The sequence below is a fragment of the Floccifex porci genome (genome assembly GCF_009696175.1).
GTDB lineage: Bacteria > Bacillota_I > Bacilli_A > Erysipelotrichales > Erysipelotrichaceae > Floccifex > Floccifex porci.
Map to the genome: position 1 here is coordinate 197549 of NZ_VUMM01000001.1, position 23306 is coordinate 220854.

At 32.0% G+C, this 23306-nt stretch carries 25 protein-coding genes and 1 riboswitch; all 25 genes read left to right on the forward strand.

Features of this window, described 5'->3' with window-relative positions; translation table 11 throughout:
• Nucleotides 1–38: 38 nt before the first annotated feature.
• The 25 genes from hisS to FYJ50_RS01035 all read left to right on the forward strand — a co-directional run bounded on the left by hisS (nucleotide 39) and on the right by FYJ50_RS01035 (nucleotide 23305).
• Nucleotides 39–1313, forward strand: a complete 1275-nt coding sequence (hisS, locus tag FYJ50_RS00920; RefSeq protein WP_154459160.1) for a histidine--tRNA ligase — start codon at nucleotides 39–41, stop codon at nucleotides 1311–1313.
• Nucleotide 1314: 1 nt separating this feature from the next.
• On the forward strand, nucleotides 1315–3054 hold the full coding sequence (gene aspS / locus FYJ50_RS00925) for an aspartate--tRNA ligase (RefSeq protein ID WP_154459161.1): 1740 nt from the start codon (nucleotides 1315–1317) through the stop codon (nucleotides 3052–3054).
• Nucleotides 3055–3337: 283 nt separating this feature from the next.
• Nucleotides 3338–3460 carry a hypothetical protein gene (locus FYJ50_RS10705; RefSeq protein ID WP_268891853.1) on the forward strand — a complete coding sequence of 41 codons (123 nt, stop codon included), beginning with the start codon at nucleotides 3338–3340 and terminating at the stop codon, nucleotides 3458–3460.
• A 12-nt stretch (nucleotides 3461–3472) separates the two neighbouring features.
• Entirely contained in the window at nucleotides 3473–4051 is a 579-nt protein-coding gene (locus tag FYJ50_RS00930; RefSeq protein ID WP_154459162.1) for a hydrolase, read from the forward strand.
• A 46-nt stretch (nucleotides 4052–4097) separates the two neighbouring features.
• Nucleotides 4098–4928 (forward strand): tRNA pseudouridine(55) synthase TruB, encoded by an 831-nt coding sequence (gene truB, locus FYJ50_RS00935; protein ID WP_154459163.1) that lies wholly within the window; start codon nucleotides 4098–4100, stop codon nucleotides 4926–4928.
• A complete protein-coding gene (locus FYJ50_RS00940; RefSeq protein ID WP_154459164.1) occupies nucleotides 4928–5884 on the forward strand; it encodes a bifunctional riboflavin kinase/FAD synthetase in 957 nt (318 codons plus the stop codon). Before truB ends, FYJ50_RS00940 begins: the two co-directional genes overlap by 1 nt.
• A gap of 35 nt (nucleotides 5885–5919) precedes the next feature.
• The gene (locus FYJ50_RS00945) at nucleotides 5920–6246 is read left to right on the forward strand and encodes an Asp23/Gls24 family envelope stress response protein (protein ID WP_154459165.1); all 327 of its coding nucleotides are present in this window, start codon (nucleotides 5920–5922) and stop codon (nucleotides 6244–6246) included.
• A gap of 39 nt (nucleotides 6247–6285) precedes the next feature.
• Nucleotides 6286–7182 (forward strand): 5'-nucleotidase, encoded by an 897-nt coding sequence (locus FYJ50_RS00950; protein ID WP_154459166.1) that lies wholly within the window; start codon nucleotides 6286–6288, stop codon nucleotides 7180–7182.
• Nucleotides 7179–7556: a transcription antitermination factor NusB gene (nusB, locus tag FYJ50_RS00955; RefSeq protein WP_154459167.1), complete on the forward strand. Its 378-nt coding sequence runs from the start codon at nucleotides 7179–7181 to the stop codon at nucleotides 7554–7556. Before FYJ50_RS00950 ends, nusB begins: the two co-directional genes overlap by 4 nt.
• Nucleotides 7553–8923 (forward strand): exodeoxyribonuclease VII large subunit, encoded by a 1371-nt coding sequence (gene xseA / locus FYJ50_RS00960; protein WP_154459168.1) that lies wholly within the window; start codon nucleotides 7553–7555, stop codon nucleotides 8921–8923. The genes nusB and xseA overlap by 4 nt, the downstream gene beginning before the upstream one ends.
• The gene (gene xseB / locus FYJ50_RS00965; RefSeq protein WP_154459169.1) at nucleotides 8877–9089 is read left to right on the forward strand and encodes an exodeoxyribonuclease VII small subunit; all 213 of its coding nucleotides are present in this window, start codon (nucleotides 8877–8879) and stop codon (nucleotides 9087–9089) included. Before xseA ends, xseB begins: the two co-directional genes overlap by 47 nt.
• Nucleotides 9073–9921 (forward strand): polyprenyl synthetase family protein, encoded by an 849-nt coding sequence (locus tag FYJ50_RS00970; RefSeq protein WP_154459170.1) that lies wholly within the window; start codon nucleotides 9073–9075, stop codon nucleotides 9919–9921. The genes xseB and FYJ50_RS00970 overlap by 17 nt, the downstream gene beginning before the upstream one ends.
• Before the next feature lie 15 nt (nucleotides 9922–9936).
• Nucleotides 9937–11793 (forward strand): 1-deoxy-D-xylulose-5-phosphate synthase, encoded by a 1857-nt coding sequence (dxs, locus tag FYJ50_RS00975; protein WP_154459171.1) that lies wholly within the window; start codon nucleotides 9937–9939, stop codon nucleotides 11791–11793.
• The gene (locus FYJ50_RS00980; RefSeq protein ID WP_154459172.1) at nucleotides 11780–12505 is read left to right on the forward strand and encodes a TlyA family RNA methyltransferase; all 726 of its coding nucleotides are present in this window, start codon (nucleotides 11780–11782) and stop codon (nucleotides 12503–12505) included. Before dxs ends, FYJ50_RS00980 begins: the two co-directional genes overlap by 14 nt.
• Nucleotides 12498–14129 (forward strand): DNA repair protein RecN, encoded by a 1632-nt coding sequence (locus tag FYJ50_RS00985; RefSeq protein ID WP_205946361.1) that lies wholly within the window; start codon nucleotides 12498–12500, stop codon nucleotides 14127–14129. Before FYJ50_RS00980 ends, FYJ50_RS00985 begins: the two co-directional genes overlap by 8 nt.
• Nucleotides 14122–15288 carry a DNA polymerase IV gene (gene dinB / locus FYJ50_RS00990; RefSeq protein WP_154459174.1) on the forward strand — a complete coding sequence of 389 codons (1167 nt, stop codon included), beginning with the start codon at nucleotides 14122–14124 and terminating at the stop codon, nucleotides 15286–15288. The genes FYJ50_RS00985 and dinB overlap by 8 nt, the downstream gene beginning before the upstream one ends.
• Entirely contained in the window at nucleotides 15285–15938 is a 654-nt protein-coding gene (locus tag FYJ50_RS00995) for a tRNA1(Val) (adenine(37)-N6)-methyltransferase (protein WP_154459175.1), read from the forward strand. Before dinB ends, FYJ50_RS00995 begins: the two co-directional genes overlap by 4 nt.
• A gap of 16 nt (nucleotides 15939–15954) precedes the next feature.
• A complete protein-coding gene (locus tag FYJ50_RS01000; RefSeq protein WP_154459176.1) occupies nucleotides 15955–16857 on the forward strand; it encodes a tyrosine-type recombinase/integrase in 903 nt (300 codons plus the stop codon).
• Nucleotides 16854–17684: an Mrp/NBP35 family ATP-binding protein gene (locus tag FYJ50_RS01005; RefSeq protein ID WP_154459177.1), complete on the forward strand. Its 831-nt coding sequence runs from the start codon at nucleotides 16854–16856 to the stop codon at nucleotides 17682–17684. The genes FYJ50_RS01000 and FYJ50_RS01005 overlap by 4 nt, the downstream gene beginning before the upstream one ends.
• A complete protein-coding gene (locus tag FYJ50_RS01010) occupies nucleotides 17674–18279 on the forward strand; it encodes a M48 family metallopeptidase (protein WP_154459178.1) in 606 nt (201 codons plus the stop codon). Before FYJ50_RS01005 ends, FYJ50_RS01010 begins: the two co-directional genes overlap by 11 nt.
• 28 nt (nucleotides 18280–18307) lie before the next feature.
• Nucleotides 18308–19201 carry a ketopantoate reductase family protein gene (locus FYJ50_RS01015; RefSeq protein WP_205946362.1) on the forward strand — a complete coding sequence of 298 codons (894 nt, stop codon included), beginning with the start codon at nucleotides 18308–18310 and terminating at the stop codon, nucleotides 19199–19201.
• Nucleotides 19202–19206: 5 nt separating this feature from the next.
• Nucleotides 19207–19373, forward strand: a riboswitch (cobalamin riboswitch).
• Nucleotides 19374–19437: 64 nt separating this feature from the next.
• On the forward strand, nucleotides 19438–19821 hold the full coding sequence (locus FYJ50_RS01020) for a DUF4430 domain-containing protein (RefSeq protein WP_154459180.1): 384 nt from the start codon (nucleotides 19438–19440) through the stop codon (nucleotides 19819–19821).
• Complete coding sequence (locus FYJ50_RS01025) at nucleotides 19811–20299, forward strand: hypothetical protein (RefSeq protein ID WP_154459181.1); 489 nt, start codon at nucleotides 19811–19813, stop codon at nucleotides 20297–20299. Before FYJ50_RS01020 ends, FYJ50_RS01025 begins: the two co-directional genes overlap by 11 nt.
• 41 nt (nucleotides 20300–20340) lie before the next feature.
• Nucleotides 20341–20994: a vitamin B12 dependent-methionine synthase activation domain-containing protein gene (locus tag FYJ50_RS01030; protein WP_205946363.1), complete on the forward strand. Its 654-nt coding sequence runs from the start codon at nucleotides 20341–20343 to the stop codon at nucleotides 20992–20994.
• Entirely contained in the window at nucleotides 20984–23305 is a 2322-nt protein-coding gene (locus tag FYJ50_RS01035) for a homocysteine S-methyltransferase family protein (RefSeq protein ID WP_338082976.1), read from the forward strand. Before FYJ50_RS01030 ends, FYJ50_RS01035 begins: the two co-directional genes overlap by 11 nt.
• The last annotated feature ends 1 nt before the right edge of the window (nucleotide 23306 follow it).

Below are 23306 nucleotides of genomic sequence, written 5' to 3' on the forward strand. Positions count from 1 at the left end.
TATAAGGGCGTTTTTTGTTTAAAAGAAAGGATAAAAATATGGCATATCAGATACCAAGAGGAACAGCTGATGTTTTCCAGGAAAAATCGTATTCCTGGCAGGCTCTAGAAGAAAGATTAAGACAATTTTGTTACTTATACAATTACGATGAAATTCGTACTCCAATTTTTGAACATACTAATGTATTTAAAAGAGAAAACGATTCCAGTGATATGGTAAATAAAGAAATGTATACATTTACTTTACCAAATTCTAGTACTTCTTTAACATTACGACCTGAAGGAACAGCAGGAACGGTTCGCTCTTTTGTTGAAAATAAAATGTATGCGAATCCAGATTTGCCAGTTAAATTGTATTATATGGGTCCTATGTTCCGTCATGAAAGACCTCAAAAAGGTAGAATGCGTATATTTAATCAGTTTGGAATTGAATGTTTAGGAAATAAAAGTCCATATACAGATGTTGAAAGCATTGTACTGGCTTTTTCCATTTTAAAATCATTGGGATTAAAAGATATTAAAGTCTGTTTAAATACATTAGGAGACGATGCATCCAGAAATGCATATCGAGAAGCTTTAAAAGACTATTTTAAACCATATTTAGAAGATTTATGTTCGGACTGTAAACGTCGTTATCAGCAGAATCCATTACGTATTTTAGATTGTAAAGTGGATCATGATAAAGAATATATGAAACACGCTCCAAGCATGAAAGATTATTTAAATGAAGAAAGTAAAAAGTATTTTGATACTGTATGTCAATTGCTTGAAACATTAGATATTCCATATGAAGTTGATGATCGACTAGTTAGAGGTCTGGATTACTATTCTCATACCGTTTTTGAAATTGTATCGGTAAATTCCAGCATGGGTGCTCAATCCACTGTTCTGGCAGGTGGTCGCTATGACAATCTGATTTCTTATTTTGGTGGTCCTGAAGGAATGAGTGGAATTGGATGGGCTTTAGGTATGGAAAGAATTCTTCTGGCTTTAGAAGCAGAAGGAATTGTTTTAGAAGAAAAACCAGGATTGGATGCTTATGTGATGTGTTTAGATTCTCAGGCACAAACGTATGCATTTGAAATTTTAACACAGCTTCGTGCCAATGGTTTTAGAGCGGATATGGATTATCTTCAAAGAGGATTTAAAGGACAATTTAAAGCAGTCGCTCGTTCTAAAGCAAAATTTGCGATATTAATTGGTTCTAATGAAATGGATTCACAAGAAGTATCCATTAAAAATATTGAAACACAGGTTCAAACAACCATTTCAAGAAATGAAATCATTGATTTTTTAGATAAGGAGTTTGATTAGAATGAAACGTACACACAACAATGGAGATTTGCGATTATCCAATGTGAATGAACATGTAGATTTAATTGGATGGGTATCAAAAAAACGTAATTTTGGACAGCTGGTATTTATTGATTTAAGAGATCGTTCGGGTATCTGTCAGCTTGTCTTTGACGAAACAATGAAAGAATCTTTAAAAGAAGTTCGTAATGAATATCTATTAAATGTATCAGGTACTGTTATGAAAAGACAGTCCAGCAATCCAGATTTAAAAACAGGAGAAATTGAAGTTAAAGTCGAAAGTTTTGAAATTATCAATTCCGCAAAAACAACTCCAATTATTATTGCCGATGATACCGATGCATTAGAAGATACAAGACTGCAGTATCGTTACCTGGATCTAAGACGTCCTATTATGCAGCAGAAATTAATCATGAGACATCAGATTACACGTTCTATGCGTGATTATCTGGATAATCATGGATTTATTGAAATTGAAACACCAATGCTGGGAAAAAGTACACCTGAAGGAGCCAGAGATTATTTGGTTCCATCACGTGTTCATCCAGGATCATTTTACGCATTGCCACAGTCTCCACAATTGTATAAACAGCTGCTGATGATTTCTGGTTTTGAAAGATATTATCAGTTTGCCCGCTGTTTTAGAGATGAAGATCTCAGAGCCGATCGTCAAACGGATTTTACACAGGTAGACATTGAAACAAGTTTCTTAACACAGGATGAAATTATTGATTTTACAGAAGAAATGCTTGTGAAATTAATGAAAGATGTTAAAAATATCGAAGTGAAACGACCATTTTTACGTTTAACTTATAAAGAAGCGATGAATCGATTTGGTAGTGATAAACCAGACAATCGTTTTGGAATGGAATTACAGGAATTAACCGATGTATTTAAAAATTCTTCTTTCCAGGTATTTAAAAAATGTATTGAATCCAATGGTTATATAAAAGGAATTGTAGTCAATGATTTTGCTCATATTTCTCGAAAAGAAATTGATAAATGGACAAATCTGGCTAAGAAAAATGGTGCAAAAGGATTAGTCACTTTAAAAGCACAAAATCACACATTAACAGGATCGGCAAGTAAATTCTTATCTGAAGATGAAATTCAGGCTTTATATGATACATGTAAATTAAAAGAAAATGATGTATTGTTCATTGTAAGTGATACATGGAATAAAACATGTAACGCATTAGGAGCTTTGCGTAATGGAATTGCCAGTGAATTAGGATTAAAAAAGAAAAACGAATTTTCTTATTTATGGGTCGTTGATTTTCCAATGTTTGACTGGTCTGAAGAAGAACAAAGATGGGTTGCCTGTCATCATCCATTTACGCAACCGAAAGAAGAAGATATTCCTTTGCTGGATACAGATCAGGGAAGCGTTCGCTCCAATGCCTATGATATCATATTAAATGGATATGAATTGGGTGGGGGATCTTTGCGTATTTATGACAACAAGCTGCAGACAAAAATCTTTGAATTACTGGGATTAAGTGATGAAGATATCCAGACAAAATTTGGATTCTTTGTGGACGCTTTCCAGTATGGTACCCCTCCTCATGGTGGTCTGGCTTTTGGACTGGATCGTGTTGCTATGATTTTAAGTGAATCTGATTCAATACGTGATGTTATCGCATTCCCTAAAAATGCTAATGCGAAATGTCCAATGTCAAAAGCACCTACACCAGTGGACAACAAACAATTAAAAGAACTGCATATTGAAATTGTAGATTAAAATCAGACTTCTGTCTGATTTTTTCTTTAAAAAAATGGTTGAAAGAATATCATTCTTTCTATATTATGAAATTGTCCAGAGGTTTACATTTTTCCTACATGAAGAGATAAGGGAGACCGGATGTTGACTTATTGTGTTGAAAGCTGACTACGAGTTGGAATCCTAATATATTTCACAGGTCACCCACCTGTAATTACAGGGAAAGATCTCTATCTCTGGACTTTTATATTGTCATATATAATGACAATATAAAGGATAATATAGAATCATAAGGAGTGATTCTATGTTAAAAATAATTATGTGTATGTGTATCGATCCAATTTTCTGTATTCTGACTATTGCAGAATTTCTTTCCTGGATTGGATTAATGATCAGTATTATTTATTTTATAAAGAAAATTATATAGAATCGAGGAGTTATGAGCAAACAGACATTTATCGATATTTATCAGAAAAATATAAAAAGAGAAGGTTCAAAAGAATTTCTGGATTATTTATGTTCCAGTAAATCTGACTTTTTTATAGCCCCAGCCAGTACTCGTTTTCATGGAAATTATGAAGGTGGTCTTGTCGATCATAGTATTCACGTTTTTGAATGTTTAAAAGATTACTGTTCCAGGAATCGTGTCAAAGAACGATATGGAATGGATTTTTCAGATGAATCCATAGCGATTGTAAGTTTGCTTCATGATGTATGCAAAATTAATGTATATAAAAAATCTGTTCGAAATAAAAAAGTGAATGGGAAATGGATCGAAGTTCCATTTTATGAATATGAAGATGAAATGCCATATGGTCATGGTGAAAAGAGTGTTTATATGATTACACCTTTTATGAAATTAACACGACAGGAAGCTTTTGCGATTCGTTATCATATGGGATTTTCAAATGAAGATCCAAAACAGAATGTAGGATATACATTTGAACATTTCCCTTTAGCTTTTGCTTTAAGCACAGCCGATATGGAAGCAACTTATTTCTGTGATGAAATGAAGTAGATTTCAATCTGCTTTTTTTTATGTTATTATAGACAAAGGTGAAAATATGGATGGAATTTTAGTTATAAATAAACCAATGGGAATGACCAGTCATGATGTTGTAAATATATTAAGAAAAAAATTAAAACAAAAAAAAATTGGACATACAGGAACTTTAGATCCCGATGCTTCTGGGGTATTAATTATATTATTGGGAAAAGCCTGTAAAGCATTACAGTTTCTTCAGGATACAGATAAAGTCTATAAGAGTTCCATTCAACTGGGATACAATACCGATACGGATGATATATATGGAAATAAAATCAGTGAAAAAGAAATCAATCTGGATTTTGATTTTGAAAAGGTACTTTCTTCTTTTACAGGGAAACAAAGACAGAAAGTACCAATGACTTCGGCTAAAAAAATCAATGGAAAAAAACTGATGGAATATCAAAGAGAAGGGATTACAGATCTGGATGTTTATACAGATGTAGAAATTTATTCAATAAAGAGGATATCAAAAGAAGATCTTTCTTTTATTGTACATTGTTCATCTGGATGTTATGTAAGATCGATCTGTCGAGATTTTGGTTTAAAAACTGATAATTTAAGCTGTATGAAATCACTGGAGAGAATACAGGTAGGTCGTTTTACAATCGATATGGCGCAGAATTTAGAAGATGTATCTTTGGATTCAATTCAGTTATATCCATTGGAAATGGTTCTTTCTCATATTGAAAAAATAGAATATCAGCCTGTAAAGGATATATACAATGGAAAATCCATTCGTATAGAAACAAAAGCCGATCAAATTTGTTTATACGATAACAATCAGCCTATTGCGATTTATCAGAGGAAATCAGATGATATATTCAGTTGTGTAAGGGGGTTATTCTAATGAATGTTGTATCAATTGATGCCTTTCATTTAAAATATCCATTTGAACCTTCTTGTGCATGCATAGGATATTTTGATGGCATTCATAAAGGACATAAAGAGCTTTTATTAAACTGTATAGAACAGGCAGATAAAAATCAATTAAAGAAAGTATGCATTACTTTTGATCCAGATCCATGGGTCATATTTAAAAATGAAAAACAGAAGCATTTAAGTACACTTTCTGATAAAATTCAAATATTATCTTCTTATGGATTTGATGAAGTCTATATTCTTCAGTTTTCAAAAGAATTTGCTTCATTATCCATAGAATCATTTCATCATTTATTAAAAGAAATGAACATTAAGATTCTAATCTGTGGATTTGATTTCAAATATGGACAATTTAATTCAGGGAATGTTGATACATTAAAAAAACAGAACGATTTTAAAGTGATTGTCATTGACAGTGTTAACTTTTCTAATCTGAAAATATCCACATCTCGTATAGAACCTTTAATCTTAAAGGGAGAGCTTTACCAGTCTAATGTCTTGCTGGATTATATTTATTCTATATCTGGATATATTGAACATGGTTTTAAAAGAGGTACAAATGTATTAAAGATACCTACAGCCAATCTAAATGTTGACCAAGAGTATATACTTCCCAAAACAGGTGTATATGCAGGGATGGTTTTACTGGAAAACCAGTTTTATAAAGCTATGATCAATATTGGAACCAATCCTACCTTTAATAACCAGCACTTGACAATTGAAGCACATATCTTAGATTTTGATGAAGATATTTATGGACAAAAGATTCGTTTTTTCTTTTATGATCGAATACGAGATGAAATGAAATTTCATTCAATTGATGAATTAAAAAATCAGTTATTAAGGGATATTCAATATGTAGACCAATTAAATTTTGATGAGTGTTTACTGAAAAATACAAGAAACATTTTTTTTAAGAACTAAGTGTGATAGAATGTAAATAATAGAAAGGTGATAGTATGGCACAAGATTATATTGTTTTAGAAACAGAAAATGAACTAGGGAGAGTTCAATTAAATAAAACCGTTTTTTCTTCCATTGCACAAAATGTGATAGAAGAAGATGAAAATGTTAAATTAGCCGATTCTCGTACATTTAAAAATGGAATTGTCACAAAAATTGAAAACAATTCACTTTATTTGAAAATTTCGATTAAAATCAATCATAAAGCAAATGTATCTGATGTTTGTGCACAATTACAGAATAAGATCTTTGAAAGTATTTCCTATATGACAGAATTAAAACCTGAATCCATTGAGATTGAGGTAGTAGGCTTTATTTTTTAGGAAATCATAAGATTTCCTTTTTTTTAGAAAGGGCTTGTTATGAGTGTATCTTTTAGTGACTATCTTGTGATTGGGATATCTTCAAGAGCTTTATTTAACTTAGAAGAAGAAAATAAAATCTTTGAAACAGAAGGTCTGGATGCCTACCGTCAATATCAGATTGAACATGAACAGGAAATATTAAAACCAGGAAGTGGATTTTCACTGGTAAAGAATCTATTATCCATTAATCAGACTTTAAATCATAAATACGTAGAAGTGATTGTGATGTCTCGAAATTCAGCAGAAACATCTTTACGTATTATGAATTCTCTGGATCATTATCAGCTGGATATTGGAAGAATGGTTATGTCCTCGGGACAGGATGTTTCAAAATATTTAAAAGTATTTGATGTAGATCTGTTTTTATCGTGTAATGAAGAAGATGTCAATCATGCGATACAGAATGGGATTCCAGCTGGACTGATTTATGCTCAGGATATAGAATACCAGAACGATGGTCAGATTCGTATTGCCTTTGATGCCGATGCGGTACTGTTTGGATATGAATCCGAACATATCTACAAAACAAAAGGACTGCAGGCCTTTTGTGAAAATGAAATTAATAATCAGGATGAAGAACTCACAAAAGGGCCTCTGGCACGATTTTTATTCCGCTTAGCATCTTTACAGAAAGTATGTAAAGAAAAAAATTTACTAAGAACTGCTATTGTGACAGCTAGAGATCGTAATGCAGGGATACGCGTAATCAAAACATTAAGAAAATGGGGCATTGTTGTAGATGAAGTTTTTTTCTTACAGGGTGCCAATAAAAAAGAAGTATTAAAATGTTTTGGAGCCAATATATTTTTTGATGATCAGGAAATCTATGCAGCTCCAGCCAGTGAAGTTGTACCAAGTGCAAGAGTACCATATAAAAAAGGAGAAAATGAATGAATCGACATGAATTAAGAATTATTGCTATGGAAAGTCTTTATCAGCATCTTTTATTATCAAAAGATATTCGTCAATGTGTTTTTGAAAATATGAAAGGATGCAATGAAATTGATGGTTTTTTATATAGTTTAACAATTGGAACCATTGAAAATAAAGAAGTATACATACGAAAAATTAATGAATTATTAAGAAGTGACTGGACATTTGACCGGTTAAGCTTACTGGAACAGGCTATACTGTTAATGTCTTTTCAGGAAATTCTGGCAAATGAAGCTCCTAAAGCCATTGTGATCAATGAAGCCGTAACTTTATGTAAAAAATATTGCGATGATCATTCTTATAAACTGATCAATGGGGTACTGGATAAACTATGAATCAGGAAATTGTAGTTCCTGTTTCTTCTTTAATTTTAAAAATAAAAAATGTTTTAAATCAAAACATTAATTTATCCAATATATGGATTCAGGGAGAAATTTCCAATTTAACAAAACATCGATCAGGACATTATTATTTTTCTTTAAAAGATTCATATAGTGAAATCAGCTGCATTATGTTTTCCAGTTATGTTAAACTGCTTGAATTTCAATTAGAAGAAGGAATGAGTGTCTGTATTCAGGGAAATGTAAATGTATATGAACAAAGAGGTACCTTACAGTTAAATGTAAAAACGATACGTACAAATGGTATTGGAGATCTGTATCTTCAGTTTGAACAAAGAAAAAAGAAATTATCTCAGCAAGGTTATTTTAAGGACGATCATAAAAAGGAAAAACCGGAATGGATCGAAAATATAGCCATTGTCAGTGCTAAAGACTCGGCAGCTTTACAGGATGTATTAAAGACCATTCGCTTACGTTTTCCCATTATGAAAATGAAATTGTATCCTGCTTATGTACAGGGAAATCAGGCTTCCAGAAGCATCATTCAGGCTTTATTAAAAGCGGATGTAAATCATCATGATGCTATCTTACTTGTACGTGGTGGAGGAAGTTTTGAAGATTTATTCTGTTTTAATGATGAAGAACTCGTTAAAACGATATATCGATTAAATACTTATATTGTCAGTGGAGTCGGTCATGAAAGTGATATAACTTTATGTGACCTTGTATGTGATCAAAGATGTGCAACACCTACAGCGGCCGCTCAATTTGTAAGTGCCGATTTAAAAGAATTAAAAGATAGATGTATTCATTTAAAAAAACAATGTATATCAAATATGAATCATCTTATTCAATATAAGAAATCACAGTTTCAATATCTTAAAAATCAGCCTTATTTAATGGATCCCCATAGTTATATTATAGATAAAAAAATGAGACTGGATTCTTATCTGTATGCATTTTTAAACTGTAAAGAACAGATATCAAATAAACATTATGATATTCATCTTAAATATAATACTATAAAAACACAAAGTGATTATTTAATAAAAAAATATAAAAATGAATTTAAACAGATTCCTTTAACAGAGTCTTTAAAACAATATTATGATACAAATCAGAATCATTTTTATAAGAATATATCTTTGTTAGAGGCTTATAGTCCATTAAAAGTATTAGAAAGAGGATATTCCATTACACAAAAGAATGGTAAAATAATCCGAAGTTTAGACGATGTAAACATCGATGATTCTATTCTGATTCAATTAAAGGATGGAAACATTGATGCAAAGATAACAGGAAAAGGAATAAGATATGCCAAAGAAAATGAAATTTCAGGAAGCGATGAATCGACTGGATGAAATCGTTACCTTATTAAACAACAATCAGCTGGAATTAGAAGAAGCGATGTCTTTATTTGAAGAAGGGATAAAATTATCCAATCAATGTGACAAACAATTAAAAGAATTTGAAATGAAAATGGATGAATTATTAAAAGTGGAGGCTCAGAATGATTCTGCAGAATGAATTTGAACAATATCTACAAAATAGAGTGACAGAAAATTTAAAAAGTCCAACAAAAGAGGCAATGGGCTATTCTTTAATGAATGGAGGAAAACGCATACGTCCCCAATTGTGTTTTGCTTTATTAAAAGGTTATGGAATAAATCCTGAAATTGGGTTTCCAATCTGTTGTGCCATTGAAATGATTCATACCTATTCTTTGATTCATGATGATCTTCCTAGTATGGATAATGATGATTTGCGAAGAGGAAAGCCAAGCTGTCATAAAGCATATGATGAAGCCACTGCCATTTTAGCAGGAGATGGTCTTTTAACAAAAGCTTTTGAAGTGGCATTAGACAGTAATACAACAAGTGATATAAAAGTTAAACTGATAAAAGCTTTAGCTTCTTATTCAGGCATTGATGGAATGATTTATGGACAGGATCGAGATTTAAAAGCAGAAAAAGAAAAAAATCCAACATTAGATCAGCTGATTGAAATTGATGAATATAAGACCGCTAAATTATTGACTTTACCTATGGTATGTGCTGCTTTATTAAGTCATCAGGAACAGGATATTCCTTATCTTGAAAAAATTGGTTATTATTCAGGTATTCAATTTCAGATGCAGGATGATATTTTAGATATCACTCAATCCGCTGATGTATTGGGAAAATCAACCAGTGATAAAGACAATGGGAAATTAACTATTGTTTCTTTACTGGGGTTAGAAAAATCAAAAAATATGGTAAAAGAATACGATGGCTATTTAAGAGAAGCATTAACGCATTTACATTGCGATACAGTTGAGATTGTAAAAATTTTTGATTTTCTGCTGAATCGCACATATTAGACAGGGGTGAAATCCATGCGAATCTATGACATTCAATCTCCACAGGATATTAAAAATTTATCCTATGATCAATTAAAATTCTTATGTGAGGAGATACGTCAGTTTCTGATTCAGAATATATCGAAAACAGGAGGGCATTTATCCAGTAATTTAGGAGTTGTTGAATTAACAGTTGCCTTACATTATGTTTTTAATGCACCAGAAGATAAATTTATATTTGATGTTGGACATCAGTGTTACACTCATAAAATATTAACAGGACGATCTCCTTATTTTTCAACTTTAAGAAAAAAAGATGGACTATCAGGTTTTCAGAAGCGAAAAGAAAGTGAATATGACTGCTGGGAAGCTGGACACTCTTCTACTTCTTTATCGGCTGCACTTGGATTTGCCTGTGCCAGAGATTTACTTGGTCACGATTATGAGGTGATTCCCATTATTGGAGATGGAGCTCTAGGTTCAGGTATGTCTATGGAAGCGCTGAATGATATAGGTACCCAACAAAGAAAAATTATTATGATCTTTAATGATAATAATATGTCCATATCTAAAAATCATAGTGCGATTGAACAGAAAATTACCAATTTACGTACCAGTAATTTTTATCAGACTATGAAAATTGATGTGAAAAAGAATTTAAAGGAATCCGCTTTAGGGACAAACTTATTAAAATCTATGACACATTTAAGAGATCATATTAAAGAAGAAGTTATTGATGCACCATTGTTTGAAAATTTTAATATTAACTATTTAGGACCCGTGGATGGACATGACTTACATGCTTTAATTAAAGCCTTTCATGCGGCTAAAAATGCAGAAGGACCGATTGTGGTTCATGTCATTACGAAAAAAGGAAAAGGTTATTCATTTGCGGAAAAGGATGAAGTCGGAAAATGGCATGGTGTATCTCCTTTTGACATTGAAACCGGACGCTCAATAATGAAAGTTCCTTCAGATGAACTTTCCTGGTCTGAAATTGTATCCAGAACGCTGATCGATCTGGCAAAAAAAGACTCACGTATTGTTGCGATTACTCCAGCTATGGCTCAGGGAAGCAAATTACTTGAATTTCAAAGAAAATATCCTAAACGTTTCTTTGACTGTGGAATTGCCGAAGAACATGCAATAACTATGGCATGTGGTATGGCTCAAGCTGGTTTAAAACCATTTATCAGCATTTATTCTTCTTTTCTTCAAAGAGGATATGATCAGATCAACCATGATTTAGCACGTATGAATTTGCCTGTAGTCATTGGAGTGGATCGGGCTGGATTGGTAGGAGATGATGGCGAAACGCATCAGGGAGTTTTTGATATTTCTTTTTTAAGAAGTATACCGAATTTAATTTTATCGCAGCCAAAAGATGCACAGGAAGCACAAAATCTGTTGTACAGTGCCTTTCTGGAAAATAAACCATATTTCATTCGATATCCAAGAGGATACGAAAAATATAAAAAAGTGGATTCTTACCAGTACATTCAACCAGGAACATGGACAAAAACAATAGTAGGAGAAAATCCAGGCTGTATTGTCATCTGTTATGGTCTTGAAGTGGATAAAGTGATTCAGAAAGCAAAAGTGAATCACGTTTCTTTGATTGTTGTCAATGCCCGTTTCTTTAAACCGCTGGACACAGATATGCTGGATGAATTATTTAAAATGAATTTAAAAATTCATGTTTATCAAACGGATTGTAAAAAAGGTTCACTGGCAAGTGCCATTTTAGAATATAAAAATCAATCCATAAATATATTGGGAATCGAAGATCATTTTGTACAGCATGGGTCGATACGATCCTTAAGAATTGAAGAAAAAATTGATATCAATACATTGTTTGAACAAATAAGTGAGAGTGAAAATGAGATTGGATAAAGCTTGTTTAGAGCATTTTATGACTCGTTGTAAAGCACAGGATGCCATCAAAGAAGGTCGTGTATATGTAAATCATAAATGCATCCGAAAACCTTCTTTTGAAGTCAATGAAAAAGATACAATTGAAGTTTTATCAAAAGAAGAGGAATTTGTATCCAGAGCGGCCTATAAATTGAAAGCTGCTTTTGATACCTTTCAGTTTTCAATTGAAAATCAGATTGTACTGGATGTTGGAGCCAGTACAGGAGGATTTACCGACTTATGTTTAAAAAAAGGCGCTAAAAAAGTTTATGCCTTAGATGTAGGTCATTTACAGCTTGCTAAAGAGTTAGAAAAGGATGATCGAGTAATAAAAATGGAAGGGAAAAATGCTCGATATCTTGAATCAGACTGGTTTTCAGATTCCATTGATTTTATCTGTATGGATGTCAGTTTTATCAGCTGTAAAACGATACTGGAAACTTTATTTAAACAATTGGATCCATTCCATATAGCGATTTTAATAAAGCCTCAATTTGAGTGTGGACCTCAATTTTTAAATAAACAGGGGGTATTAAAAGACAAAAAAGTACAGCAGAAAATTGTTGAATCGATTCAGAATTACGTATTAACATATTATAAAGTCGTACATGTGATTCCTTGTCCGATTACTGGGCGTAGTGGAAATCAGGAATTTATACTGTATGCTAAAGAAAGGAGATCCCATGATTGAACAATTAATGGTTAAAGACTATATACTATTTGATTATGCATTAATTGATTTTAATACAGGACTGAGTGTCATTACTGGGGAAACCGGTGCTGGTAAAAGTTTACTGATTGATGCGATTTCTTATTTATGCGGGGATCGAATTTCTTCTAATATAATACGTAATGGAAAAGAAAAATGTATTTTACAGATTGTTTTTTCACGTCCCTGTCAATCTATATGCGATCAGCTGGAAGAAGATGGCTTTGAAATTGAAGATTTGATCATTGTACAAAGAACTATTCATAAAAATGGTAAATCAACTGTAAAATTGAACAGGATGAATACTACTTTATCTTATATTCGTTCTTTAATGCATCAGCTGATGGATATACATTCACAAATGGATACTTATCAGTTGATGGATGAAGAAGTTCAGTTAAATTTACTGGATCAGTATGCTAAGTGTACAGAATTAAAGGAAAAAGTAAAAGAGACGTATCGTATTTATAATAAGGATAAAAAAGAATACGAAAAAGCAAAAAATGAAACATTCAGTGACGATGAACTGGATTATATTACTTCCTGTATCAATGAAATACAGGAAATGAATATAGCTGAAAATGAACTGGAAACATTGCAGAATCAGATTAAACAGGCAAATTCTTTTCAAAAGAATATAGATGATTATAATCATGCCATATATTTACTGGACTGTGAAAATGGCATTATAGAAAAGGTATATGAATTAAATAAAATTTTATCAAAAAATTCTATTTTTAATCAGAATGTAGAAAGTGAATATTTTCAGCTGGATGCATTAAATGAAGATTTAAAACATCAAAGAGATCAGTATCAGAATGAACAATTTGATATCGATGCATTACAGGAAAGAGAATACCAGATCCGAAAATGTTTTCGAAAATATGGTGGAAGTTACTCAAGCATGAAAAATCTTTATGATTCTTATATGAAAAAAGTGGATTTAATTTTACATAGACAGGACGTATTTGAAAAATTAGAAAAGAAAATGAGCCAGTCAAAAAAGAATTATAATCTTTATGCCGATAAGCTTCATCATCAAAGATTATCCGTGATACCTTCCTTATGTGAAAAAGTAGAAGCTCACTGTAAAGATCTGATGCTGGAAAATGCACGATTTAAAATCGATTTAAATAAAAAATGTGATTCATCCAATGGGTACGATCAGGTTCAGTTTATGGTTTCCATGAATCCTGGACAACCTTTTTCACTTTTAAAGAAAAGTGCATCTGGAGGAGAATTGTCAAGACTTATGCTGGCATTAAAAGTTGTTTTTCAGGCAGATAGTACTATTGAAACCATTCTGTTTGATGAAATTGATACAGGAGTTTCTGGTAAAGTAGCCTATGCGATGGGAAATAAGATGCATACTTTATCAAAACGTTATCAGGTACTGTGTATTACTCATCTGGCAAGTGTTGCCTGCTGGGCAGACAGGCATTATCGTGTTTATAAAGAAACTAAAGAAGAGAATACAACCACTTTTATTGAAGAGTTAAACAAGGAACAAAGCATAGAAGAATTAGCGGTAATGGCCACTGGAAACAAAGATAGACAGGCAATTGAAAGTGCCAGAGAATTAAAGAAAAGAGCGCACCATGGGTAGAGTGATCTTTCATATTGATTTAAATGCGTTCTATGCTTCCTGTGAAGAATTAAGACATCCAGAATATAAAGGAAAACCATTGGCAATTGGTTCTAAAGATCGAAGGTCTGTTTTATCTACGGCAAATTATGAAGCCAGAAAAAAAGGAGTTCATAGTGCAATGCCAGTTTATCAGGCCTTATCTCTTTGTCCAGAATTAATTTTAATTGAGGGAGATTTTAATTATTATCGGGCATTAAGCGCCAGATTCTTTTCCTGTCTAAAGAAATACACATTTAAAATTGAACCAGCCAGTATTGATGAATGTTACATGGATGTAACCGAAATCATTAAACAATATAAACGACCTTTGGATCTGGCTTTTCAGATTCAACAAAGTGTTTTAAATGAAACTGGATTGAGTGTTTCCATTGGTGTGGCCCCCAACCGTTTTCTGGCAAAGATGGCCAGTGATATGCGAAAACCAGCTGGAATTACGGTTTTGCGTATATCCGAACTTGAAACAAAATTATGGCCACTGGATATTTCTTTAATGTATGGAATCGGTAAAAAAACCGTTCCTGAACTGAAAAAAATAGGTATTCAGACAATCGGAGATTTTGCATCAGCTGAAAATGAAACTAAAATTTTACAGTTGATGAAAAACAGTGGCTATGCTCTGATTCAGAAAGCCAGAGGACACAGCAGCAGTCAGCTTCATTATTCTTATACACAAAAAAGCTGTTCTGTATCCAAAACATACAGTTCCAATATTTATACATTAAAAGAAGCATTTGATAAAGTAAAAGAGCTTTCCATTGAATTATCGAATCGATTAAAAAAAGACAATCAGAAAGGAAAGCTTGTATCAATTTCTTTACGAGATTTAAATTTTCATAACATTGTTCGAAGTCAATCTCTCAATCAGTATACGAATCAGCCTCAGATTATTTATGAAATTGCGACAAATCTGATTGAATCAAACTTTGAATCCAATGGATATCGTTATATGGCCTTAACAATGGCTTCTTTACAGAATGCCAATCAGATAGTAGATCAGATCAGCTTATTTGAAATACCTATTCAGGATTCAAAAACGATCATTGAACAGCTAAATCATGAATTAAAAAAAGATGTATTGTTTCGTGCATCGGATTTATTAATAAAGGAGTCGAAATGAACGATTTATCACTGGATTATTTTATTGATGAAAACCTTAAACTCTATCAGAAAAAAGACTGTTTTCATTTTAATACCGATACGAAATTCTTAGCTCAGTTTGTACATCTTCATTCCAATGAAACCATATTGGATATAGGAACCAATAATGGGGCCTTACTGTTATATATGGATCAGTTTAATGTACAGAAATTAATAGGCGTTGAAATTCTAAAAGAAGCATTTGAAGTCTGTAAACTGAATGAACAGTTTATAAAACATCCCTGTGAATTTTATAATGAAGATATACGCCTATTTGAACATGAGAAAGTAGATGTGATTCTATGCAATCCTCCTTATTTTCCTGTTTCAAAGACAAATCCCAATGTGATTTTAGACAATCGCCAGTTAGGAAGAATTGAAATTAACTTAACATTTAAAGAATGTGTAGAAAGTGTTAATCGATTATTAAAAGACAATGGTCGTTTTTATTTTGTACATCGCTGTACATTTTTAAATGAAATTCTGGAAGTATTAAGTTTATATCATTTTCATATCAAAACAATGCAGATTGCCTACGATAAAAAATCTATGCAAGCTAAATCTTTCTGTATGGAAGTAATCAGAGATTCAAAATGTCAATGCACAATACTACCTGTAAAATGGATTTAGTGATAAAATAAAATACATGAATTGTAAAGAAGCTTTAAATGATTATATGATGAACCTTACGGTAATTGAAAATAAGTCAGAACGTACAGTGGAGGCTTATAAAAGAGATTTAGATGGTTATTTAGATTATATGGAATCATTGAATATTATAAATATGGAAGACATCACTTTATTAAAAGTAGATTCTTTTTTTCAACAATATTGTCAAAGTCATAAAATGACAAGTGCCAATCGTGTTTTAGCTTCCATACGTTCTTTTCATAAATATACCACTTTAAATCATCCCAATATCAATAATCCAGTTTTGTATTATCAAAGTTTTCATAAAGAAAAACATTTGCCATCTTATTTAGAATTTGAAGAGATTCTTAAATTATTGTCTTCTTTTGATTCAAGTGATAAAGGTATTTTTCAGAAAACGCTTTTAGAAACATTATACAGTTGTGGTTTACGTGTATCGGAATGTTGTCAATTAAAATTAAATGATGTTCATTTAAATGAAAGAATTTTAAAAATTAATGGTAAGGGAGGAAAAGAAAGAATTATTCCTATTGCTTCAAACTGTGTCGAACAGATGAAACAATACATTTCTCTTGTACGAAATCAATGGGATACAAAAAACAGCCCTTATTTTTTTATCAATTCATTGTCCCATCCTGTAAATCGTCAATATGTTCATCAGCTGATCAAGAAAAAAATAAAAGAATTGGATTTAAATCCAGATATATCAGCTCATAGTTTAAGACATAGCTTTGCGACACATTTATTAAATGGAAATGCAGATTTAAGAGTGGTACAGGAATTATTGGGCCATAGCGATATACAAACAACACAAATCTATACACATGTACAGAATAAAAGATTAAATGATGTGTATGATACCTATTTTACAGATTTATTAGAGGAGGAAATAAAATGAGCTGTGAAGGATGTCCAAGTAAAGGAAAATGCACCAAAGATTCATCAAGTTGTGGTGTGATTTCCAATCCAAAAAATAAAATTAAACACATTATTGCCATCATGTCTGGAAAAGGTGGAGTGGGAAAATCTACAATTACGGTATTAATGGCAAAACAATTGGTAAAACAAGGATACAAGGTAGGAATTATGGATGCCGATATTACCGGTCCTAGTATTCCAAGATTATTGAATATTCAAAATGGACAGGCCTATGCCACTAAAGAAAATGAAATCATTCCTGTCTGTTCAAAAGAAGGAATTAAAGTTATGTCTTTAAACTTTCTTTTACCCAATGAAACCGATCCTGTAATCTGGAGAGGTCCTGTAATTGCAGGAGTCGTTAAACAGTTCTATACCGATGTTTTATGGGAAGAATTAGATGTTTTATTGATTGATATGCCACCAGGTACAGGAGATGTCCCATTAACGATTATGCAGTCTTTACCGGTACAAGGTGTCATTATGGTTTCTACACCTCAACCTATGGTCTCTATGATCGTATCTAAAGCTGTAGGTATGTGCCAGCAGATGAATATAAAAGTACTAGGTGTCATAGAAAATATGGCTTATTTACAGTGTCCAAACTGTAAAGAAAAAATTGATTTCTATAATGTGGATGAATTAAACGATTTCTTTGAACAGAATCAACTGAAATGTTATGCCACACTTCCAATGATCGATTTAATAAGAGATCTCAATCAATACGATACTTATTTAAAAGAACAGCAGGAAAGTGTTGTTTCGTATCTGGAACAAGCCTGTAAAGATTTATTGAATGACCTATAAGATCATTAGAAAAAAGAATGTAAAACGATTGATTTTAAAAATAGAAGGAAATCAGATTCTTGTAAGTGCTCCCATAAAAGCTTCTAAAAAAGAAATTGATATCTTTGTGAAGAAAAATGAAGAATGGATCTTAAATCATTTACAATCACAATGGGTCCTTAAAGAAAAGGATATCTTAACAATACAGAATAAAATCTATCATTTACATAAATCAGATAAGAATGAAAGAATTCATCAGGATTTATATATTTCCAGTCAAAAAGGATTGGATAAAATCATTTATGAAATGGCTCAACCTATTTTAATAAACAAATTTAATTTGATCACAAAATCTTTATCGATAGATTCTGTTCATTTAAATATCAAAATCTATAAATCTCAATGGGGAAACTGCTATTATAAAAAACGTCTGATACATTTAAATGCTTATTTAATCTGTTTCCCTGATGAATTTATTGATTCTGTAATTATACATGAGCTGGCTCATTTATATTATCATAATCATTCAAAAGATTTTTATGATCTGGTCTTTAAATGGGATCCTGATTATAAAAATCATCATAAAAATTATCAAATACCAAAATGGGGAATGTAGAAATACATTCTTTTTTGAAAGGAAGAATATGATTAAAAATGTCGCATTAATTGGATGTGGAGCCATAGGCTCTTATTTTGTTGAAAGTTTAAACAATCGGATTACCATTATTGCCAATGGAAAAAGAAAAGAACGACTGAAAAAAGATGGATTATGGATCAATGATAAACATTATACATTAAATGTTCAGACTGAAAAAAGTGCTGGAAAACAGGATTTAATATTAATTGGGACCAAAGCGGATGGATTAAAGGAAGCAATTTCTTATTTACCATACTTATTAAAAGAAGATACCATTGTCCTTTCTTTGTTGAATGGAGTAACCAGTGAAGAAAAAATAATTCAGTTTATACCAAAAAAACACGTTCTTCATTCCTTTATGAAAATTGGTTCTTATCGTAAAGACAATCGCATTTATTTTGATATCAATAAAATATCCGATCTGTATTATGGATCTTTATATGGAAATAGACAACAACTGCATTCTCTTAGCCAATTTTTAAAAACAACTCAAATTCATTTTCATGAAGTGGATAACATTCTTGAACAAATGTGGTTAAAATATGCGTGCAATATCGCAAACAATCTGCCACAGGCGGTATTACAGGTAAATTCTACTTTGTATACAAAATCAGAACATGGATATAAACTGGCATCTTTGTTATGGTCTGAAGTTTATAAAGTTGCACAACTGAAAGGAATCCAAATACCTGAACAGGTTCAGATATTTCCTGATTCAGAATGGGGTTATAAATATTCAACTTTGCAGGATATCGAACAGAAAAGAGAGACAGAAGTGGATCTGTTTTTGAAAGAATTAATCAATATGGCCTGTGAATTACACATTCAGATTCCATTTTCTGAAATGACATACCACTATATAAAAGCATTGGAAGAAAAAAATAAAGGATATTTTGAATAATAATGTTATAATGATTCTATTCAGGTGTTAATCTTAATAAGGAATCAAGTGAAAATCTTGAACTGTCCCAGCAGCTGTAAGGTGGATGAAATTCAATTGCCATTTAGAAATAGAGAAGGCGAAAAGTAAAATGAAACCAAGTCAGAAGACTTGCCTGATCAAGTTAGGAGGAAGCTGTATTTACAATTCAGTTTACTGGTGATAAAAAGATATTGTAAAGTACAGTGAAAAGAGAAATGAAAAAGAAAAAAGTATTATGGAGCATCCTTGTGGTTGCCATTCTGGCTATCGTATTAATTGTACCCAATATGTTATCCAAATCAAAAAAAGCAGGGACAATTGATGTTATTGTAGAAGATGTAAATGAAGAAGTGATCAAACAAAAATCCATTGATTTTCAAAAAGATGAAAAATGTACAGAAGTGATTCAAAATAACTTTGATAACGTTCTGATTGAAAATGGAATGATTTTAAACATTGAATCTTTAGAAACACCAGAAGACTGGTCTGAATTTATCTGTATTTATGTAAATGATGAAATGAGTCAGGTCGGAATTGAAGATATTGTTTTAGAAGATGGCATGAAAATTTCATTTGTCATGACAGAATATGAATACTAAAAGATTGGTTTTACTGGCATTTTTAAGTATTATTTTAACCGTACAGGAAGAATTATTAACGTTTTTACCCAATATTCAATTAACTGTTTTTCTTCTTGTTTTATATTCTAAGAAATTAAAATGTCATGAAACATTACTGATTATTACTTTACATGTATTACTGGATAATCTGTTTTTAGGAAGCTTTAATCTGTACTATACACCTTTTATGTGGATCGGATGGGCTTTGATTCCGTTATGTTCTCATACTATATTTAAAAAGATAGATGATTCTTTAAAACTGGCTTTTACAGGTGTTCTGTATTCCTTTTTATACAGCTGGACCTTTATGATTGCCAGTGTCCTGAATTTAAACGTATCGATTCTATCTTATTTTTTAGCTGATATCGTATTTGAACTTTTACTTGCGATCAGCAGTTTTCTATCTATATTATGGTTATATGAACCATGTTCCAAAGTATTTGATCGATTTTTATAATAGATGATTTATTCATCTATTTTTTTATGTATAATATTTCTATGACATTTAAAATAAATATACCCATTCAACAAGTATTGTATTATTTAGGCTATAAAGATCAGAAACTGGATAGTCATTTACTGGATGATATCAACTCTTGTATTCAGATTGTATTAGAAAATATGGATATAAAATATACATATAAATTATTTGATCTTAAAAAAGATGCTTTACAGATTCCAGGAAAAACCATTCAGGAATTAATGGATCAAAGTACTTTTTTATTTGTCTTTGCGGTAACATTAGGACATAAAGTGGATCGAATCGTATATCAGAATCAGATTAAAGATGTATCCAAAGCCTTACTTCTCGATGCATGCTGTAATGCGGCCATTGAACAGGTATGCGATTTAATTGAATCTCAATTAATAGACTATTATCAAAAAGATCATCTGTTTGTATCCGATCGATTTTCACCAGGCTATGGGGATTTTCCATTGAATTATCAAAGTACTTTATGTCAAATATTAGATACTTCCCGTAAAATAGGTTTACATATCAGCGATCATCTGATTCTGATTCCAAAAAAATCGGTAACGGCTGTATGTGCCATATCTGATAAACCTTTTACACATCGTTTAAAAGGATGTGAGAATTGTAATTTATTTTTTAATTGCTCATTAAGAAAGAGAGGAATGAATTGTGGAAACTAAATGTTTAATATTGGATGGAGCTTTAGGTACCGAACTTCAGAAAAAAGGATTGCCTTTAGGTCAAAGACCAGAAGTATTTGGATATGAAAACCCAGATCTTTTAAAACAGATTCATGAATCTTATATTGAAAGTGGCAGTGATATTATATATGCCAATACATTTGGATTAAATCGTAAAAAATGTAAAAATTTAAACTATACATTCGAAGAATTAATTAGAGGTAACATCAAGATTGCCAAAGAAGCCAGTTTAAATCGTGCAAAAGTGGCTTTGGATATCGGTCCTATTGGAGAACTGATGGAGCCTTTTGGAACGTTATCCTTTGAAGAAGCCTATGATATCTTTAAAGAAATTATACAGATTGGTGTCCAATGTGAAGTGGATCTGATTATATTTGAAACGATGAGCGATCTGTATGAAGTTAAAGCAGGCGTTTTAGCCGCAAAAGAAAACTGTGATCTGCCTATCTGGGTTACGATGAGTTTTGAGAAAAATGGTAGAACCTTTACAGGAACAGAAGTATCCTGTATGGCTAACGTTCTGGATTCATTGGATGTAGATGCATTGGGTATCAACTGTTCTTTGGGACCAGAAGAAATCGTTCCATTTATTCAGGAAATCCAGCAATGGACCAATAAACCAATCATAGTCAAACCAAATGCAGGACTACCAGATCCAGCAACCAATCTTTATAGTTTATCTTCAAAGGATTTTAATGCACAGATGCAGGTCTTTAAAGATTCTGGAATTCAATATTTAGGTGGATGCTGTGGAACTACACCTGAATTTATTAAAGAATTATCTAAAGATAAAACAATTTTAAAAAAAGAAACAAGGAAAAAGAAATATGGTGTCTGTTCCAGTTCCAGAATGTGTGAATTCAATACGGTCCGTGTGATTGGGGAACGAATCAATCCAACAGGAAAGAAACGATTTGTACAGGCTTTACTGGATCACGATTTAAATTATATCATGGAACAGGCCATAGCCCAGCAGGAAGCGGGAGCCGATATTTTAGATGTGAATGTCGGATATCCAGGAATTGATGAAGCAGCGATGATGGTGGATGTAATCAAAGCCATTCAAAGTGTTGTCGATTTACCGATACAAATTGATTCTTCCAATCCTGAAGCCATAGAAGCTGGATGTCGTGTCTGCAATGGAAAACCCATTGTCAATTCGGTCAATGGGGACAATTTAGATGAAATATTGCCAATTGTGAAAAAGTATGGTGCCAGTGTGATTGGTTTAACACTGGATAAAAGCGGTTTACCAGAAAATGCGATGAAAAGATTTGAAATGGCCAAAAAGATATACAATAAAGTACTGGAATATGGTATTGAATCTGACAATCTTTTAATTGACTGTCTAACATTAACCATTTCTGCACAGCAGGATCAGGCATTTGAAACGTTAAAAGCCATTGAAATGGTTAAAAATCATTTGCATCTGCATTGTGTATTAGGCGTCTCCAATATATCTTTTGGTCTTCCACAAAGAAATCAAATTATTTCTTCATTTTTAACACAGGCTATGTATTGTGGTATGGATTTTGCGATCATCAATCCCAACAGTTCTGAAATTATGAATTCCATTTATGCTTATAAAGCCATTAGTGGCCAGGATAAAAATTGTCAGAATTATATTGAACGATTTGCCCAGGTAAAAAATGAAAAGTTGCCGTTATCTTCTAATATGGATATTGAATCATCCGTATTAAAAGGATTAAAAGAAGAATGCAAAAAAGCTACTTTAAAGGCACTGGAAACTATGGATGAAATGGATGTGATCAATCATCAGCTGATTCCGGCTTTGGATAAGGTAGGAGATCTCTATGAAAAAAATATTTTATTTCTTCCTCAGCTGATGAATGCAGCTACTGCTGCCTGTGCTGGATTTGATGTGATCAAAGATCGTATTTCAAAAAAAGGAATGAATATATCTAAAGGAAAAATATTACTGGCAACTGTGGAAGGAGATATTCATGATATCGGTAAAAATATTGTCCGTGTTGTTCTGGAAAATTATGGATATCAGGTTATTGATTTAGGGAAAGATGTTCCCGTAGAAAAAGTGGTTTTTACCGCTATTGAAAAAGATATTCATTTTATTGGATTATCAGCTTTAATGACAACCACTGTACAATCTATGAAAAGAACCATTGAAGCTTTAAGACAATCAGGTCATCCATGTACCATTGTTGTAGGAGGAGCGGTATTAACGGAAGAATATGCTCTTGAAATCGGTGCGGATTATTATGCAAAAGATGCCAAACAAAGTGCTGATATTGCCAAAAAGGTATTGGGGTAAT

Excerpts from the sequence above, each read along its gene's own strand:
- hisS (WP_154459160.1), top strand. The coding sequence starts at position 39 with ATGGCATATCAGATACCAAGAGGAACAGCTGATGTTTTCCAGGAAAAA.
- aspS (WP_154459161.1), top strand. The coding sequence starts at position 1,315 with ATGAAACGTACACACAACAATGGAGATTTGCGATTATCCAATGTGAAT.
- FYJ50_RS10705 (WP_268891853.1), top strand. The coding sequence starts at position 3,338 with ATGTTAAAAATAATTATGTGTATGTGTATCGATCCAATTTTCTGTATT.
- FYJ50_RS00930 (WP_154459162.1), top strand. The coding sequence starts at position 3,473 with ATGAGCAAACAGACATTTATCGATATTTATCAGAAAAATATAAAAAGA.
- truB (WP_154459163.1), top strand. The coding sequence starts at position 4,098 with ATGGATGGAATTTTAGTTATAAATAAACCAATGGGAATGACCAGTCAT.
- FYJ50_RS00940 (WP_154459164.1), top strand. The coding sequence starts at position 4,928 with ATGAATGTTGTATCAATTGATGCCTTTCATTTAAAATATCCATTTGAA.
- FYJ50_RS00945 (WP_154459165.1), top strand. The coding sequence starts at position 5,920 with ATGGCACAAGATTATATTGTTTTAGAAACAGAAAATGAACTAGGGAGA.
- FYJ50_RS00950 (WP_154459166.1), top strand. The coding sequence starts at position 6,286 with ATGAGTGTATCTTTTAGTGACTATCTTGTGATTGGGATATCTTCAAGA.
- nusB (WP_154459167.1), top strand. The coding sequence starts at position 7,179 with ATGAATCGACATGAATTAAGAATTATTGCTATGGAAAGTCTTTATCAG.
- xseA (WP_154459168.1), top strand. The coding sequence starts at position 7,553 with ATGAATCAGGAAATTGTAGTTCCTGTTTCTTCTTTAATTTTAAAAATA.
- xseB (WP_154459169.1), top strand. The coding sequence starts at position 8,877 with ATGCCAAAGAAAATGAAATTTCAGGAAGCGATGAATCGACTGGATGAA.
- FYJ50_RS00970 (WP_154459170.1), top strand. The coding sequence starts at position 9,073 with ATGATTCTGCAGAATGAATTTGAACAATATCTACAAAATAGAGTGACA.
- dxs (WP_154459171.1), top strand. The coding sequence starts at position 9,937 with ATGCGAATCTATGACATTCAATCTCCACAGGATATTAAAAATTTATCC.
- FYJ50_RS00980 (WP_154459172.1), top strand. The coding sequence starts at position 11,780 with ATGAGATTGGATAAAGCTTGTTTAGAGCATTTTATGACTCGTTGTAAA.
- FYJ50_RS00985 (WP_205946361.1), top strand. The coding sequence starts at position 12,498 with ATGATTGAACAATTAATGGTTAAAGACTATATACTATTTGATTATGCA.
- dinB (WP_154459174.1), top strand. The coding sequence starts at position 14,122 with ATGGGTAGAGTGATCTTTCATATTGATTTAAATGCGTTCTATGCTTCC.
- FYJ50_RS00995 (WP_154459175.1), top strand. The coding sequence starts at position 15,285 with ATGAACGATTTATCACTGGATTATTTTATTGATGAAAACCTTAAACTC.
- FYJ50_RS01000 (WP_154459176.1), top strand. The coding sequence starts at position 15,955 with ATGAATTGTAAAGAAGCTTTAAATGATTATATGATGAACCTTACGGTA.
- FYJ50_RS01005 (WP_154459177.1), top strand. The coding sequence starts at position 16,854 with ATGAGCTGTGAAGGATGTCCAAGTAAAGGAAAATGCACCAAAGATTCA.
- FYJ50_RS01010 (WP_154459178.1), top strand. The coding sequence starts at position 17,674 with ATGACCTATAAGATCATTAGAAAAAAGAATGTAAAACGATTGATTTTA.
- FYJ50_RS01015 (WP_205946362.1), top strand. The coding sequence starts at position 18,308 with ATGATTAAAAATGTCGCATTAATTGGATGTGGAGCCATAGGCTCTTAT.
- FYJ50_RS01020 (WP_154459180.1), top strand. The coding sequence starts at position 19,438 with ATGAAAAAGAAAAAAGTATTATGGAGCATCCTTGTGGTTGCCATTCTG.
- FYJ50_RS01025 (WP_154459181.1), top strand. The coding sequence starts at position 19,811 with ATGAATACTAAAAGATTGGTTTTACTGGCATTTTTAAGTATTATTTTA.
- FYJ50_RS01030 (WP_205946363.1), top strand. The coding sequence starts at position 20,341 with ATGACATTTAAAATAAATATACCCATTCAACAAGTATTGTATTATTTA.